General features: G+C 59.9%; 16 protein-coding genes. 6 read left to right on the forward strand and 10 right to left on the reverse strand.

What is annotated here, in order from left to right:
- Nucleotides 1–63: 63 nt before the first annotated feature.
- Nucleotides 64–663 (forward strand): nitroreductase family protein, encoded by a 600-nt coding sequence (locus AC1D1Z_RS27430; protein ID WP_112905595.1) that lies wholly within the window; start codon nucleotides 64–66, stop codon nucleotides 661–663.
- A gap of 63 nt (nucleotides 664–726) precedes the next feature.
- Here AC1D1Z_RS27430 and gyrB read toward each other — a convergent pair whose 3' ends face one another.
- The 5 genes from gyrB to AC1D1Z_RS27455 all read right to left on the reverse strand — a co-directional run bounded on the left by gyrB (nucleotide 727) and on the right by AC1D1Z_RS27455 (nucleotide 6,053).
- Nucleotides 727–3,162, reverse strand: a complete 2,436-nt coding sequence (gene gyrB, locus AC1D1Z_RS27435; RefSeq protein ID WP_477852172.1) for a DNA topoisomerase (ATP-hydrolyzing) subunit B — start codon at nucleotides 3,160–3,162, stop codon at nucleotides 727–729.
- Nucleotides 3,163–3,297: 135 nt separating this feature from the next.
- Nucleotides 3,298–3,675 carry a helix-turn-helix domain-containing protein gene (locus AC1D1Z_RS27440; protein WP_018244167.1) on the reverse strand — a complete coding sequence of 126 codons (378 nt, stop codon included), beginning with the start codon at nucleotides 3,673–3,675 and terminating at the stop codon, nucleotides 3,298–3,300.
- Nucleotides 3,672–4,238 carry a Smr/MutS family protein gene (locus tag AC1D1Z_RS27445; protein WP_131605752.1) on the reverse strand — a complete coding sequence of 189 codons (567 nt, stop codon included), beginning with the start codon at nucleotides 4,236–4,238 and terminating at the stop codon, nucleotides 3,672–3,674. Before AC1D1Z_RS27445 ends, AC1D1Z_RS27440 begins: the two co-directional genes overlap by 4 nt.
- Nucleotides 4,238–5,356 carry a murein transglycosylase A gene (gene mltA / locus AC1D1Z_RS27450; RefSeq protein ID WP_131605751.1) on the reverse strand — a complete coding sequence of 373 codons (1,119 nt, stop codon included), beginning with the start codon at nucleotides 5,354–5,356 and terminating at the stop codon, nucleotides 4,238–4,240. The genes AC1D1Z_RS27445 and mltA overlap by 1 nt, the downstream gene beginning before the upstream one ends.
- Nucleotides 5,349–6,053: a Tim44/TimA family putative adaptor protein gene (locus tag AC1D1Z_RS27455; protein ID WP_131605750.1), complete on the reverse strand. Its 705-nt coding sequence runs from the start codon at nucleotides 6,051–6,053 to the stop codon at nucleotides 5,349–5,351. Before AC1D1Z_RS27455 ends, mltA begins: the two co-directional genes overlap by 8 nt.
- Before the next feature lie 131 nt (nucleotides 6,054–6,184).
- Between AC1D1Z_RS27455 and AC1D1Z_RS27460 the strand changes: the two genes are divergently transcribed.
- Entirely contained in the window at nucleotides 6,185–6,691 is a 507-nt protein-coding gene (locus tag AC1D1Z_RS27460; RefSeq protein ID WP_032980783.1) for an FxsA family protein, read from the forward strand.
- Between the two features lie 101 nt (nucleotides 6,692–6,792).
- Nucleotides 6,793–7,275, forward strand: a complete 483-nt coding sequence (gene secB, locus AC1D1Z_RS27465; RefSeq protein WP_017995590.1) for a protein-export chaperone SecB — start codon at nucleotides 6,793–6,795, stop codon at nucleotides 7,273–7,275.
- Between the two features lie 67 nt (nucleotides 7,276–7,342).
- On the opposite strand, the gene dnaQ is transcribed toward secB, so the two are convergent.
- From dnaQ to AC1D1Z_RS27490, 5 genes are read right to left on the reverse strand one after another with little or no spacing between them, the layout of a single operon-like run.
- On the reverse strand, nucleotides 7,343–8,065 hold the full coding sequence (gene dnaQ, locus AC1D1Z_RS27470; protein ID WP_477852174.1) for a DNA polymerase III subunit epsilon: 723 nt from the start codon (nucleotides 8,063–8,065) through the stop codon (nucleotides 7,343–7,345).
- Nucleotides 8,058–8,669, reverse strand: coding sequence for a dephospho-CoA kinase (coaE, locus tag AC1D1Z_RS27475; RefSeq protein ID WP_131605748.1), 612 nt, complete (start codon nucleotides 8,667–8,669; stop codon nucleotides 8,058–8,060). The genes dnaQ and coaE overlap by 8 nt, the downstream gene beginning before the upstream one ends.
- Nucleotides 8,669–9,526 (reverse strand): shikimate dehydrogenase, encoded by an 858-nt coding sequence (locus AC1D1Z_RS27480; RefSeq protein ID WP_130653335.1) that lies wholly within the window; start codon nucleotides 9,524–9,526, stop codon nucleotides 8,669–8,671. Before AC1D1Z_RS27480 ends, coaE begins: the two co-directional genes overlap by 1 nt.
- Complete coding sequence (locus tag AC1D1Z_RS27485; protein WP_131605747.1) at nucleotides 9,519–10,118, reverse strand: Maf-like protein; 600 nt, start codon at nucleotides 10,116–10,118, stop codon at nucleotides 9,519–9,521. Before AC1D1Z_RS27485 ends, AC1D1Z_RS27480 begins: the two co-directional genes overlap by 8 nt.
- 33 nt (nucleotides 10,119–10,151) lie before the next feature.
- Nucleotides 10,152–10,973 (reverse strand): pyruvate, water dikinase regulatory protein, encoded by an 822-nt coding sequence (locus tag AC1D1Z_RS27490; RefSeq protein WP_011649834.1) that lies wholly within the window; start codon nucleotides 10,971–10,973, stop codon nucleotides 10,152–10,154.
- A gap of 401 nt (nucleotides 10,974–11,374) precedes the next feature.
- On the opposite strand from AC1D1Z_RS27490, the gene hemE reads away from it, so the two are divergent.
- The 3 genes from hemE to rho form a co-directional block, all read left to right on the forward strand.
- On the forward strand, nucleotides 11,375–12,421 hold the full coding sequence (gene hemE / locus AC1D1Z_RS27495; RefSeq protein ID WP_131605746.1) for a uroporphyrinogen decarboxylase: 1,047 nt from the start codon (nucleotides 11,375–11,377) through the stop codon (nucleotides 12,419–12,421).
- Nucleotides 12,422–12,423: 2 nt separating this feature from the next.
- A complete protein-coding gene (gene hemJ, locus AC1D1Z_RS27500; protein ID WP_032994780.1) occupies nucleotides 12,424–12,960 on the forward strand; it encodes a protoporphyrinogen oxidase HemJ in 537 nt (178 codons plus the stop codon).
- 198 nt (nucleotides 12,961–13,158) lie between these two features.
- The coding region (gene rho / locus AC1D1Z_RS27505; RefSeq protein ID WP_477852177.1) for a transcription termination factor Rho at nucleotides 13,159–14,140 on the forward strand (982 nt) is incomplete at its 3' end.

Below are 14,140 nucleotides of genomic sequence, written 5' to 3' on the forward strand. Positions count from 1 at the left end.
TCGTCTGGACGGACTAAGCCCAGCCCACGATCCAAATTTTCTGCCCCAAACCCTGGAACAAGCATGACGAAGAGCAATCACCGCGAATCCGAATATCCGGTCGATCCGATGTTTCTCGACCGCTGGTCGCCGCGCGCCTTCACCGGCGAAATCATTGAGGAAACGCAGCTGCTCGGTCTGCTCGACGCCGCCCATTGGGCGCCGTCCTCGGCCAACCACCAGCCCTGGCGCTTCATTTATGGCCTCAAGGGTTCGGAGCATTGGGAGAAATTTGTTGCCTTGCTCAACGATTCCAATCAGGACTGGGCCAGGAATGCATCGGCGCTGATCTTCGTCGTGTCGCGCGCCTTCACCGGGGCTGCCGGCTCAGCCGAGGAAAAGCCGAGCTACACCCATTCCTTCGATGCCGGTGCGGCATGGGGGCATCTGGCGATCCAGGCGCGCCTCTCCGGCTTTTACGCCCATGGCATGGGCGGCATCAAGCATGATGAGATCAGGCAGGCTTTCGCCGTTCCCGAGGGATACCGGGTCGAAGCAGGCGTCGCTGTCGGCCGCCTGGCGGACAAGAGCGTTCTTTCCGAACGCAATCAAGCGCGCGAATTCCCCAGCCAACGCAAGCCGCTCTCCGAGGTCGCCTTCAACGGCCGCTTCGTCGCGAATTGAGCCCTCAGGCAAACAAAAGCCCCGCGTCCAGGGGCGGCGGGGCTTTTACTTTCGAAATATCAATTAGATATCAAGGTTTGCAACGCTCAGCGCATTGTCCTGGATGAATTCGCGCCGGGGTTCGACTTCGTCACCCATCAGGCGGGCGAAGAGGCCATCGGCGTCCGTGGCGTCATTGACCCTGACCTGCAGCAGCGAGCGAACATTCGGATCGAGCGTCGTTTCCCAGAGCTGCTCGGCATTCATCTCGCCAAGGCCCTTGTAGCGCTGCATGGTGAGGCCCTTGCGGCCGCTTGCGAAGATCGCGTCGAGTAAGGCGCGCGGACCAGAGATTTCGACGTCGCCTTCGCGGCGATGCAGCGACGGCGGCGTCTGATAGATTTCCTTGAGTCGTGCCGTCAGCTGGTCGATGTGACGGGCATCCGAGGAACCGATCAGCGCCATGTCGAGCACGACCATTTCCCTGACGCCGCGGACCATGCGCTCCAGGCGCAGCCCACCATCGGTTGTCACATCGCCCTGCCAGCCGCGCTCGGTTTCCTCGGCGATGATGTCGAGCCGCCCTGCCACTTCGTTTGCCAGCGCCAGCGCTCTAGCCGGGTCGCTGGCGAGCTCGGCGTTGAGCGCTCCGGCAATCGCCGCTTGTTCGACGGCGGAACGATTGTAGCGCGAATGGAGATTGTCGAGCAGGGCGCGCATGCGCAGGGCATCGAGGATGACCTCGCGCAGATCCTGGCCGGCGCGAACCTCGCCGCTACCAAGCCTCAGCGAAGCATCTTCCAGGCCCTGGCTGATGAGGTATTCTTCGAGCGCCTTCTCATCCTTCAGATACTGCACCGACTTGCCGCGCGAAACCTTATAGAGCGGCGGCTGGGCGATATAGAGATGACCGCGCTCGATCAGTTGCGGCATCTGCCGGAAGAAGAAGGTGAGCAGCAGGGTGCGAATATGGGCGCCGTCGACATCGGCGTCCGTCATGATGATGATCTTGTGGTAGCGCAGCTTTTCGACATTGAACTCGTCCTTGCCGATGCCGGTGCCGAGCGCGGTGATCAATGTGCCGATTTCCTGGCTCGACAGCATCTTGTCGAAACGGGCGCGTTCGACGTTCAGGATCTTGCCACGCAGCGGCAGGATCGCTTGGTTCTCGCGCGAGCGGCCTTGCTTGGCCGAGCCGCCGGCAGAATCGCCCTCGACGAGGAAGACTTCGGATTTTGTCGGATCACGCTCGGAGCAGTCGGCGAGCTTGCCCGGCAGCGAAGCGATATCGAGCGCGCCCTTGCGGCGGGTCAACTCGCGTGCCTTGCGGGCTGCTTCGCGGGCGGCGGCGGCCTCGACGACCTTGCCGACAAGAATCTTGGCTTCGCTTGGATGTTCTTCGAACCAGGTGCTCAGCGCCTCGTTGACGAGACTTTCGACAACAGGACGGACTTCCGAGGAAACGAGCTTATCCTTGGTCTGCGAGGAGAATTTCGGATCGGGTACCTTGACCGACAGAACCGCCGTCAGGCCTTCGCGGCAGTCTTCGCCCTGCAGCGTTACCTTTTCCTTTTTGGTGATGCCGGAACTGTCGGCATAGGAAACGACCTGGCGCGTCAGCGCCGCGCGGAAACCGGCCATATGCGTGCCGCCGTCGCGCTGAGGGATGTTGTTGGTGAAGCAGAGCACGTTCTCATGATAGCTGTCGTTCCACCACATCGCGACTTCGACGGTGATGCCGTCCTTTTCGCCGCGGATGGCAACCGGCTTGTCGACGAGCGACTTCTTGGCGCGGTCTAGATAAGCGACGAAAGCCTCGAGGCCGCCGTCATAACGCAGCTCTTCCTGCTTGATATCGGAATGGCGCTTGTCGGTCAGCAGGATGCGGACGCCCGAATTCAGGAAGGCGAGCTCGCGAAGGCGATGCTCCAGCGTGCCGTAGTCGAACTCCGTCATGGTGAAGGTGTCGGTGCTCGGCATGAAGCTCACTTCCGTGCCGGTCTCATTCGGCGCGTCGCCCGTAACCTTCAGCGGAGCATCGGCGACGCCATGGGTGAAGCTCATTTCATGGATCTTGTCCTGACGGCGGATCTTCAGCTTCAACCATACGGACAGCGCGTTGACGACGGAGACGCCGACGCCGTGCAGGCCGCCGGAAACCTTGTAGGAATTCTGGTCGAACTTACCGCCGGCATGAAGCTGCGTCATGATGACTTCGGCAGCCGACACGCCTTCGCCGGTGTGAATGTCCGTCGGGATGCCGCGACCGTTGTCGGTGACGGTCACCGAGCCAYCCGGATTGAGGGTGACGGTGACGATGTCGGCATGGCCGGCAAGCGCTTCGTCGATCGCGTTGTCGACGACTTCATAGACCATGTGATGAAGGCCGGAGCCGTCGTCGGTATCGCCGATATACATGCCGGGGCGTTTGCGCACCGCATCGAGGCCCTTCAGAACCTTGATGGAATCTGCGCCATATTCGGTGCTTACGCCGTTTTCCGTCGCGGATGTATCGCTCATTCTGTTGAGATTTTCCCTGTTGTCGTAAAGCTGCGGCGCGCCTTGCGAATCACCGGCTTTCTTCACTCTCGTATATAGGTTTTTTGAACCCACTTCCCAATGGCAAGCCCCTAAAACAAGGCATAAAACAGGGGATTATGACGCTTTTCCGTCGCCTTTGCCGCCATTTTCGAGAAGAGCCGATAGCCGGCCTATCTCTGCGCTGTCAAGGTTGCGAATCTGCCGGGCCAGCCGGTTGGCAAATTCGGTATATTCGGGGGGCAGGCCGGAGGTGTCGATCACGACGCGCGGGTCGGACGAGCGGGCGAGCAGGAACAGTTCCTCGGCCTCATCCCAGATGATGTTGAAATAACCGGCGATGCGCTGCAGCAGATCGAAGGTCGGCAAACCACGCTTTCCATGTTCGAGCGCCGAAAGATAGGCGGGAGAGACATTCAGCGCTTCCGCCATCTCCTTCTGCGAGACGCCCTTGCGCGCCCGTAGCCTGCGAACCGCCTCTCCGAAGGGTGTCATGGCCTCTCCCCATGCCGCCGCGACAGGCGAATGTAGAGCGCGCCCTCACCGCCATGATGCTGTGCGGCCGGCTCATAGGAGGAGATCAGGTAGCGAAATTCGGGCTTCGAGAACCAGAGCGGCACGGCCCGCTTCAGCGCGCCCTCGCTGCCCATCGAGCTGCCCTTGCCCGTGATCACGAGCACGTGGCGCATGCCGCGCTCGTGGGCGCGGATCAGGAAATCGAGAAGGATGGCATGAGCCTGGCTCTGCACCATCCCGTGCAGGTCGATCCGCGCTTCGAGCGCCAGCCGGCCCTTGGCGATCTTACGCTTGACCGGCTTTTCCAGCGGATGATGCACCCCGGCCGATGGCTTCGCCGTTGACGGTGCTGTCGGCTGTGGCGGCATGAGTGTGGCGGGCGTCTGCTTTTCCTGTTCCCGTTCAGCCGCCGCTTCGGCTTCGGCAAGAAAAGCATCAAGTTCGGTCAACGCCCCCGCCTTGCCGGGCATCGGCCGCGTGCTGCGGGCAACCTTGCCCCAGAGGATCCTCTCATCCGCGCTCAGCTTGCGATCCCTGGCCATCAGTCGAATCTTCCGGCGGCGGCATTGGGAATGAGGATGGCGAAATCGGCGTCATTGCGAACGGTGCCGGCACTTTCTCCGGCCATATCCCCCGAGCCGGTGAAGATATCACCCCGCGCCGGCCCGATGATCGCCGAGCCGGTATCGAGCGCCAGCATCAGCCGGCTGAACGGCCGGCCCTGGTCGAGATGGGTGAGGCTTTTGGCGTGAATGAAAAACGGAAAGCCGAAGGTATGGATCATCCGGTCGACCGCAAGCGAGCGCCCGGCGAGAAGCGGCACCTTGGCGGCCGCGATCGGACCTGCCTGCGGATCGGCAACCGGCGCTTCACGGAAAAAAATATAAGAGCGGTTATGCCATAACACCTCGTCGACGCGCTCGGGATTGCGCGCCAGCCAGGCACGGATCGCCTGCATCGAAATCTCCGCCCGGTCCATCTCCCCGCGCTCGATCAGCAGCTTACCGATCGCCGAGAAAGCATGGCCGGCCTTCGCCGCATAGGTGATGCGGCCGATACGACCATCCTTATAACGCAGGCGGGCAGCACCCTGCACATGAACGAAGAAGACATCGACCTTCGACTTCGCCCAGGCAATTTCGAGGCCGCGGCCTTCGAGAAAACCCTGATCGATGGCGCGGCGGTCCGGATAGGCCGCGACGCGGCCGTCATGCAGACGGCCAAAAGCATAGGCCTTGTCCAACTCGACGGGACGATTGGCGTCGTCGAGATCGATCAGATCGTCCGGGCGCCTGTAGAAAGGAAAACGGAAAATTTCGTCCGGCCGCTCCGACACGTCGATATCAGGTTCGTAGAAGGCGGTGACGAAGCCGGAATTGCCATCCTTGCGGCGAATCAGAAAGGGCCGACAGTGCGTCTCGAAAAAGGCGCGCGCCGATGCCGGAGATGACGGCGTGAAATCTTCGGCGGCGGCGAGAAGCGGAAGCAGGTCTTCCGAGCTCAGGCCAAGCGATCCGGTGCGGTACGGTTTGACATCGGTGATCTGCCGCCGGCAGCTTCGCATGACTTCAAAAAGGCCGCAGGGATCATCATCCTTCCAGCCTTCCAAAGTGTCGAAGTTTATGGCCTGCAGGACGAAGTCCGATGCGTGGTCACTCATGTTCCGATTCGGTCGCCACGAGTTTCCAGTTCGGATCGCGCGAACGTGTGTCGCGGGCAAAGGTCCAGAGGTCGTTGACCTCGGCGACGTTTTCGGCGTCGCCTTCGATCAGCACATCCGCCTTGTCGTAGGTGGCCGATATCAGTTGGCTGACGATGCGCACGGTGATCTGCGCTTCGCTTCCCTTCGTCTCCGCATGGATGATTTCGGCCTTGTCGATGCCGACGAAAGTGGACTTCACCTTCTCGCCCCGGGCTTCGCGCTCGCCGATCGCCGCATCGAACCCGTCATAGACTTCGCGAGACAGCAAGTTCTTCAGCGTTTTCCGGTCGCCATCGGCATAGGCCATGACGATCATCTCGTAAGCCATGCGGGCGCCGTTCAGAAACTCCTTCGGGCTGAAGGCGGGATCGGCCTTGTTCAGCGCGCGCAGCGATTCGTTGAGCGGCGTTCCGGGTGCCGCGAAAGCATCGATGGCGGCGAAGCGATCCTCGTCCTCCGTCGTCGCATCGCGCCGCGGCAGAGTCACGACCTTGCCGGCATCGGCGGCTTCAGCCGGAGCCGCATCCCGCGGCGTATAGAGATCGCGCGGCGGCTTCTCATTTCCTGTGCGGCGCCCGAGCACGGAGCGGAGCTGAAAGAAAATCAGCACAGCCGCCACCAGGAAAAATAATGTGATGAAGTCGTTCGAACTCATATCGTATCGCAGCCGCCGTTAACATCTCTGATTTGTACTCCCATATAGTCTGCCTATACAGATGATTCAAATGATGGCTGGCATCTTCGCCAGCGCCAAGAGGAGACCGGCGAGCCCGGGACATGACCGACATGCGTTTTTCGATCCTGCCAGCCTTCATTCTGCTGCTGCCGCTCGCCGAAATTGCCGGTTTCGTCGTCGTCGGCCGGGCTATCGGATTGTGGCTGACGCTCGCGCTCGTCATGCTGGGTTTCGTTATCGGCGTGGTCCTGCTGCGCCGGCAGGGCATTGGTATTTTGCGCCGCATGTCGAGTGAAGGACGAAACGGGGTGATGCCGGGCCGCGACCTGCTGCGGCCGGCCATGAATGTCATCGCCTCGCTGCTCCTGATCATTCCCGGCTTCCTCACGGATATCATTGCGATCCTTATTCTCATTCCGCCGGTGCGCGATCTCGTCTGGCGGGCGATCGCCAAACGCTTCGTCGTCGTCAATGCCAAGGGCGGTTTTTCCTCCGCTCCGCAACCCGATTTCCGCGACCGCAAGCCGAATTCGAAGGTGGTCGATCTCGACGAAGAGGACTATCATAGAGAGCCGGATCGCAACTCGCCGTGGTCCGGCAAACATCTCGGCGATTGAGGCACTGCGGCTGATCAACCGCGCCAAGCGCCCAGGGTTGTAAGCCCTTCCCTGAAATGTTAGATGGCGGCACCATTCCCATGCCCCTCGAGGAAAAGCCAATGGCAGACGATAACAACAGCAACGGTGCGACCAACCCCACCCTTTCGATCCTTGCGCAATATACCAAGGATCTTTCCTTCGAAAATCCGGGTGCGCCGCGTTCGCTGCAGGCCCGCGACAAGGCACCGACGATCAACATCAATGTGAACGTCAACGCCAACCCGCTTTCCGATACGGATTTCGATGTCGTGCTGTCGCTGAATGCCGAGGCCAAGGACGGCGACAAGACGGTTTTCCATACCGAACTCACCTATGGCGGCGTCTTCCGCGTTGCCGGTTTCCCGCAAGAACACATGCTGCCGGTTCTCTTCATCGAGTGCCCGCGCATGCTCTTCCCCTTCGCCCGTCAGATCATTGCCGACGTCACCCGCAACGGTGGTTTCCCGCCGCTGATGATCGACCCGATCGACTTCACGCAAATGTTCGCTCAGCGCGTTGCCGAAGAACAGGCCCGCGCCAAGGTTCAGGCCGTTCCGAACTGATCGGCTCTTTCTTGTCTGAAATGCGGATGCCCGGGCTGGTCCCGGGCATTTTCAATTGAGGACCGGTTTAATCGAGGTTGGCGTATTTCGCCCAGACGCTTTTTTCACCGAGCTTGGCGACGAGCGCCTCATGCGCCTGCTCCTCGATTTGGCTAAGGCGCGGCGCGAGCGACCGGGGCCGATCGAGCACTGCGGCAATCACCACATCGTCTTCCATCGCCATGTCACCGCGAGCTGCCTGGTTGGATTTGCCGGCCATGCCGAGTCCGAGGGCTGYCTGTCTGCCACCGATCATCTCGATATAGACTTCGGCAAGCAATTCGGAGTCGAGCAGCGCGCCGTGTTTGGTGCGGTGCGAGTTATCGATGCCGTAGCGCCGGCAGAGCGCATCGAGCGAATTCGGTCCCATCGGGTGTTTGCGCCGCGCCATCGACAGGGTGTCGAGCACCCTTTCCGGCAGGATTGGCGGCAAACCGATTCGCGCGAATTCCGCGTTGATGAAGCCCATATCGAAGGTGGCGTTATGCGCAATCCACTTCGCATCGCCGAAGAAGGTAAGGATTTGTTCGGCAACCTCCCCGAAAGGCTTCTTGTCCTTCAGGAATTCATCGGTGATGCCGTGCACGGCGAGCGCATCCGGATGAACTTTCTGATCTCCAGGATTGATGAAGATATGGATCGTGTTGCCTGTGGGAAAATGATTGAAGAGCTCGATGCCGCCGATTTCGATAATGCGGTCGGCGCGGTTGTCGAGGCCGGTGGTTTCCGTATCGAAGATGATCTCACGCATTCCGGAAATCTCCTTTGGCAATCCGCGTTTTCAGGTCGGCGACGATATCGAGCACCCGTTCCCTCGTCACCGCGACACTATGACTGGTGTCGATCAGATAATCGGCCCGCCGCCGTTTTTCTGCGTCCGGCGTCTGGCGGGACAGAATCATGTTGAATTTTTCCTCGCTCATGTCTGGGCGCGCAAGCACCCTCTGGCGCTGAATCTGTGGATCAGTGCTGACGACGACGACGATATCCACTCTTGCCTCGGCGCCGGTTTCGAAAAGCAATGGAATATCGAGCAATACCATGTCGGCGCCGGTGGCGCGCTGTCGCTTCACAAATTCCCTCTCGCGTTTGCGAACCAGCGGATGGACGATCGCTTCCAGGCGTTTGAAGCCGTCAGGATGAAGAGCAAGCTGGCGGCCAAGTTCATGTCGGTCGACTGCTCCATCCTTCATCGTGCCGGGGAAGGCGGCATTCACCAGGGGTGCAGCCTCGCCGGCATAGAGATCGTGGACCACGGCATCCGAATCGTTCACCGGGATTCCGGCATCGGCGAAGAGCTTTGCCGCCGTCGATTTTCCCATTCCGATGGAGCCGGTGAGACCGATCTTCAGCATCAGTGTGCTTCCATATCCGCGATGATGAGGGCGCGCAGCGCCGCGTCGACGATGGGACGCTGGCCGAACCATCTCTCGAATCCGGGCACGGCCTGATGAAGCAGCATGCCGAGACCATCGACGATCGGAAATCCTTGCTCTTCCGCCTGTGCCAGGATCGGCGTCTTCAAGGGCACATAGACAATATCGGTGACGACGGCATCGGCCGCCAGAGGCGAGAAATCGAGTTGCGGCGCCGTCTCGCCGTCCATGCCAAGCGAGGTGGTATTGATGAAGAGGCCGGCGCCTTTCATCACTTCAGTAAGCGCCCCGGCCGGGTGGGCCTGAACACGCGGGCCAAAGCGATCCGCGAGTTCACGCGCGCGTTCGACGGTACGATTGACGACATGGATCTCCTTGAAACCACGATCGCGGACCGCCTGGATGATCGCCCGGCTGGCGCCGCCGGCGCCAAAGACGACGGCCGTGCCATGCCGGTCCCAGCCCGGATGGCGTTCGTCGAGATTGGCGATGAAGCCGCGACCGTCGGTATTCGTCGCATGTAGCGCACCATCCTCCAGCCAGAGCGTGTTCGCGGCGCCGAGCTCGTGCGATAACGCGTCCGGTTTGTCGGCGAGCCGGAACGCCAATTCCTTGTGGGGAATGGTGACGTTGCCTCCGGCAAAGCCGGAACTGCCGTCCTTCAGCGACTGAATGAAATCGGAAAAGGCCTCGGGTGCCACTTCATGAGCGCGGTAGCTGCCTGGCAGGCCGAGCGTCTTCAGCCAATGTCCGTGGATCAACGGCGAGCGCGAATGCTTGATGGGAAAGCCCGTGACAAACGCTTTCGGCCCGAATGTTTCACGTGAATCACCCATCGATCGCTCCGAGTTCTCGCAATTTTTGTAACAACGGCAGCATCGGCAGGCCAAGAATGGTGAAATAGTCACCCTCGATCTTTTCGAAGAGCTGGATGCCCTGCCCCTCCAATTGATAGGCGCCGACGCTGGAAAGCGCCTTTTCGCCAACCCGCGCCAGATGTCTGGCGATGAACTCCGCCGTCAGCGGCCGCATCGTCAGTTCCGCATGGGCGAGATGTTCCCACAAGACCACGCCATCGCTGACGATGGCGACAGCGCTGTTCAACCGATGGGTTACACCCGAAAGGGCTTGAAGATGACTGGCTGCGTCGGCCATGTCCTTCGGCTTATGGAAGACGCGGTCACCGAGCGACATCGTTTGATCCGAACCGATGACCAGGCTATCCGGAAAACGGCTACTCACTTCCTCGGCCTTGGCCCTGGCCAGAACGAGGGCCACGGCATCAGGCCTAACGCCGGCTCTTTCCAGCGGCGCTTCGACGGCTCGTTCATCGATCCTTGCGGCATGCGCCTCGAAGGCCAGACCTGCATTTTGCATCAGCATCCGGCGAAAGGGACTCGACGATGCAAGGATGAGTTTTGGCGTCATGGGTTCCTCGGAGTGCCGGCTTTTCGTCAGCGCTTAGCGCAGCTTCGGGCGCAGGGCAACGATCGCCGCGGCTGTTTCCTCGATTGAGCGGCGGGTGACGTCGATCAGCGGCCAGTTGTGACGGGCGCAAAGCGAGCGGGCATATTTCAGCTCCTCCGAGATCGCGGCACGATCGGTGTAGTGTTCGCGGTCGAAACCCTGCGTCACCCCGAGCACACGATTTTCCCGCACCTGGGAAATGCGGTCGGTGGTGGCGATCAGGCAGACGATCAGCGGTTTGCTCGCGACAAAGAGGCTCTCCGGCAATGGCACGCCATAGACGATCGGAATGTTCGCGGTCTTGATGCCTCGGTTGGCGAGGTAGATGCTGGTCGGTGTTTTCGACGTACGGCTGATTCCGATGATCACGACATCGGCGTCATTGTAGTCGTCGGGCATCTGACCGTCATCGTGATCCATGGTGAAATTCAGCGCTTCGATGCGCGCGAAGTAGCCGGCATTCATCACATGCTGGGCGCCGACCCGACGGCGCGACGGGGCCCCGAGGTAGATCTGGAAGGCATTCATCACCGGCTCCAGCACATTCACGGAGGCGACGCCCATCTCGATGCAGCGCTCATCGATCAGGCTTGCAAGCTCCCGGTCGACAATGGTGTAGAGCACGATGCCGGGGGCGTCATCGATCGCCTGCAGAACCGGCAGCAGCTGCTTGCGATTGCGGATCAGCGGATAGACATGCTCGATCGGTTGCGCCGATCTGAATTGCGCTGACGCGGCGCGCCCGGCGGAGATCAGAGTCTCTCCCGTTGAGTCAGAAATCAGATGCAGATGAAAGAAGTTCGTTCTGTTCTCCACGCTATTTTCCGCTGCCTGTTGAAAAGACTGGATGAAACAGAGCTACGGCGGCGAGGCAGTCTCCGGCAAGGGAAAACATGCCTCTTTATCCACATTTCGGATTCTGCCGATCGGTTTTGGTTGGCCCTGTGGACGACGGGGAAGGGCTAGGCTTCTTGAATGCTCGTCCACAGCCTATCCACAGCTATGAAAAAAATTGCCGAGCTGGAAGGATTTGGAATCATTTTCGGATTCGGCTTCTCCCCGAAATTTGGACGAGATCGACCAATCTTTCCGATGTTCTTTTGCAGCCGCGCGACAAATGGCATCGGCGGTGGATGGATTTTAATCCTTGATAGTCACCGACTCTAAGAAATAGAAACCTTTTAAAATATCTTTGTTTTTTTATAGGGAAGAAGCGCTTGAGCGATACGCGCCGAAAGATCATGAGGGTTTTGAGTGGCGAGAGCCTCTCCCCTCCTCCTCTCTGGCTGATGAGACAGGCAGGACGTTATCTCCCGGAATATCGGGAGACGCGGGCAAAGGCCGGGAGTTTTCTCGATCTCTGCTACACGCCTGACCACGCCGTCGAAGTGACATTGCAGCCGATCCGCCGCTATGGCTTCGATGCCGCCATTCTGTTTTCCGATATCCTGGTCATTCCCGATGCAATGAAGCGGAATGTCCGGTTCACCGAGGGCCGTGGTCCGGAGATGGATCCCATCGATGAAGCCGGTATCGGCAGATTGAATGGCGAAGAGGTTGTCGATTATCTCAGGCCGGTTCTGGAAACGGTGCGGCGGCTGCGGGAGGAGTTGCCAGTCGAGACGACGCTGCTCGGCTTCTGTGGCGCGCCATGGACGGTTGCGACCTACATGATTGCCGGTCACGGCACGCCGGATCAGGCCCCTGCCCGTCTTTTCGCCTACAGGCATCCCCGCGCCTTCGAGCATCTGCTGATGCTGCTTGCCGACGTATCGGCCGATTATCTCGTCGCCCAGATCGATGCCGGCGCCGATGCCGTGCAGATCTTCGATTCCTGGGCTGGTGTTCTCGGAGAGAAGGAATTCGAGGCGTTTGCGATCAGGCCGGTTGCGCGGATGATCGCTTCGGTCAAATCGCAACGGCCACATGCTCGCATCATCGCTTTTGCCAAGGGCGCCGGTTATCAGCTCAAGACCTATCGCCAGAAGACGGGCGCAGATGCAATCGGCCTCGACTGGTCGGTCCCGCTGGCCTTTGCAGCCGAACTTCAAAAGGATGGACCGGTTCAGGGCAACCTCGATCCGATGCGCGTCGTTGCCGGCGGCCGGGCGTTGGAAGACGGCATCGACGATATTCTGCAGCAGCTCGGCAATGGTCCGCTGATTTTCAATCTCGGTCATGGCATTACGCCGCAGGCTGACCCCGAGCATGTGCGTCTGCTGGTCGATCGCGTGCGAAGTGGGCGCGTACGAGGCGGGGCGTGACGATGGAAAAACAGACCGACCGGAGATCTGGCGCTTACGCCCGGCGTCGGGCTCATTTTGCGCTGGTTTTCTTCGCGCTGATGGCGATCGGGCTTTTTGCCTGGAACCCCGATAATCTCTACCTCTGGATCAAGGCACTGCACATTATCGCGGTCATTTCCTGGATGGCCGGATTGTTCTACATGCCGCGGCTGTTCATCTATCACACCGATGCCGAGCCCGGCTCGGTGCAATCGGAAACCTTCAAGGTGATGGAGCGCCGGCTACTTCGAATCATCATGACCCCGGCGATGATGTTGACGTGGATTTTCGGCCTCTATCTCGCCTGGTCGGTTTATGGATTCCAGGGCGGCTGGCTGCATGCCAAGATCGGTCTCGTTGTGTTGCTCACCGGTGTTCATATGTTCTTCAGCCGCGCCGTCAGAGCGTTCGAGCGGGATGAAAATCGCCGCTCGGCGCGCTATTGGCGGTTCATGAACGAGGCGCCGACCGTGCTGATGATCGTGATCGTCATCCTCGTCGTGGTGAAGCCGTTCTGAAGAAAATCGCCCTCTGGGTTAAATTTGCTTCATTTTAAGCAGCCCTCTTGCGGCAGCGATTGCGAGTCGCTATTTTCCGCGCATCTCATCTACGTGGCATGTGTGTAGAGTTCAGTCGTCTGCGAGCCCTTTCGCGGTACCGAATACGACCCAACATCGCCTTTCCCCTTTGAAATTGAAAAGAGTATTGGTCACTTCATGGCTGAAATGAAGCTTCAGGAACTTAAGAGTAAATCCCCGACGGATCTGCTGGCATTTGCCGAATCGCTCGAGGTCGAGAATGCAAGCACGATGCGCAAGCAGGAGCTGATGTTTGCGATCCTCAAGATGCTTGCCAGCCAGGATGTCGAAATCATCGGTGAAGGCGTCGTCGAAGTGCTGCAGGACGGTTTCGGCTTCCTGCGTTCGGCCAATGCGAACTACCTGCCGGGCCCGGACGATATTTACATCTCCCCATCGCAGATCCGCCGGTTTTCGCTGAAAACCGGCGATACGGTCGAGGGCCCGATCCGTGGACCGAAGGAAGGCGAGCGCTATTTCGCGCTGCTCAAGGTCAACACCATCAATTTCGACGATCCGGAAAAGATCCGTCACAAGGTTCACTTCGACAATCTGACGCCGCTCTATCCGAACGAGCGCTTCAAGATGGAACTTGATATTCCCACCACCAAGGATCTGTCGCCGCGCGTGATCGACCTGGTGGCGCCGCTCGGCAAGGGCCAGCGTGGATTGATCGTCGCGCCGCCGCGTACCGGTAAAACCGTGTTGCTGCAGAACATCGCGCATTCGATCACCGCCAACCATCCGGAGTGCTATCTCATCGTCCTGCTGATCGATGAACGCCCCGAAGAAGTGACCGATATGCAGCGTTCGGTTCGCGGCGAGGTTATCTCCTCGACCTTCGACGAACCGGCCGTGCGTCACGTGCAGGTGGCCGAGATGGTCATCGAGAAAGCCAAGCGTCTTGTCGAACACGGACGCGACGTTGTCATCCTGCTCGATTCGATCACGCGCCTGGGCCGTGCCTATAACACCGTCGTTCCCTCGTCAGGCAAGGTCCTGACCGGCGGTGTGGACGCTAACGCTCTGCAGCGGCCGAAGCGTTTCTTCGGTGCGGCGCGCAATATCGAGGAAGGCGGCTCGTTGACGATCATCGCGACCGCGCTGATCGATACTGGTA

Source organism: Rhizobium sp. P1_E1 (genome assembly GCF_056406015.1).

What these genes read in the sequence shown, in the direction of transcription:
- AC1D1Z_RS27485 (WP_131605747.1), bottom strand. Translation starts at nt 10,118, where the DNA reads ATGACGCCAAAACTCATCCTTGCATCGTCGAGTCCCTTTCGCCGGATG.
- AC1D1Z_RS27445 (WP_131605752.1), bottom strand. Translation starts at nt 4,238, where the DNA reads ATGGCCAGGGATCGCAAGCTGAGCGCGGATGAGAGGATCCTCTGGGGC.
- secB (WP_017995590.1), top strand. Translation starts at nt 6,793, where the DNA reads ATGGCAGACGATAACAACAGCAACGGTGCGACCAACCCCACCCTTTCG.
- AC1D1Z_RS27430 (WP_112905595.1), top strand. Translation starts at nt 64, where the DNA reads ATGACGAAGAGCAATCACCGCGAATCCGAATATCCGGTCGATCCGATG.
- AC1D1Z_RS27460 (WP_032980783.1), top strand. Translation starts at nt 6,185, where the DNA reads ATGCGTTTTTCGATCCTGCCAGCCTTCATTCTGCTGCTGCCGCTCGCC.
- hemJ (WP_032994780.1), top strand. Translation starts at nt 12,424, where the DNA reads ATGGAAAAACAGACCGACCGGAGATCTGGCGCTTACGCCCGGCGTCGG.
- AC1D1Z_RS27455 (WP_131605750.1), bottom strand. Translation starts at nt 6,053, where the DNA reads ATGAGTTCGAACGACTTCATCACATTATTTTTCCTGGTGGCGGCTGTG.
- mltA (WP_131605751.1), bottom strand. Translation starts at nt 5,356, where the DNA reads ATGAGTGACCACGCATCGGACTTCGTCCTGCAGGCCATAAACTTCGAC.
- AC1D1Z_RS27480 (WP_130653335.1), bottom strand. Translation starts at nt 9,526, where the DNA reads ATGGGTGATTCACGTGAAACATTCGGGCCGAAAGCGTTTGTCACGGGC.
- AC1D1Z_RS27440 (WP_018244167.1), bottom strand. Translation starts at nt 3,675, where the DNA reads ATGACACCCTTCGGAGAGGCGGTTCGCAGGCTACGGGCGCGCAAGGGC.
- coaE (WP_131605748.1), bottom strand. Translation starts at nt 8,669, where the DNA reads ATGCTGAAGATCGGTCTCACCGGCTCCATCGGAATGGGAAAATCGACG.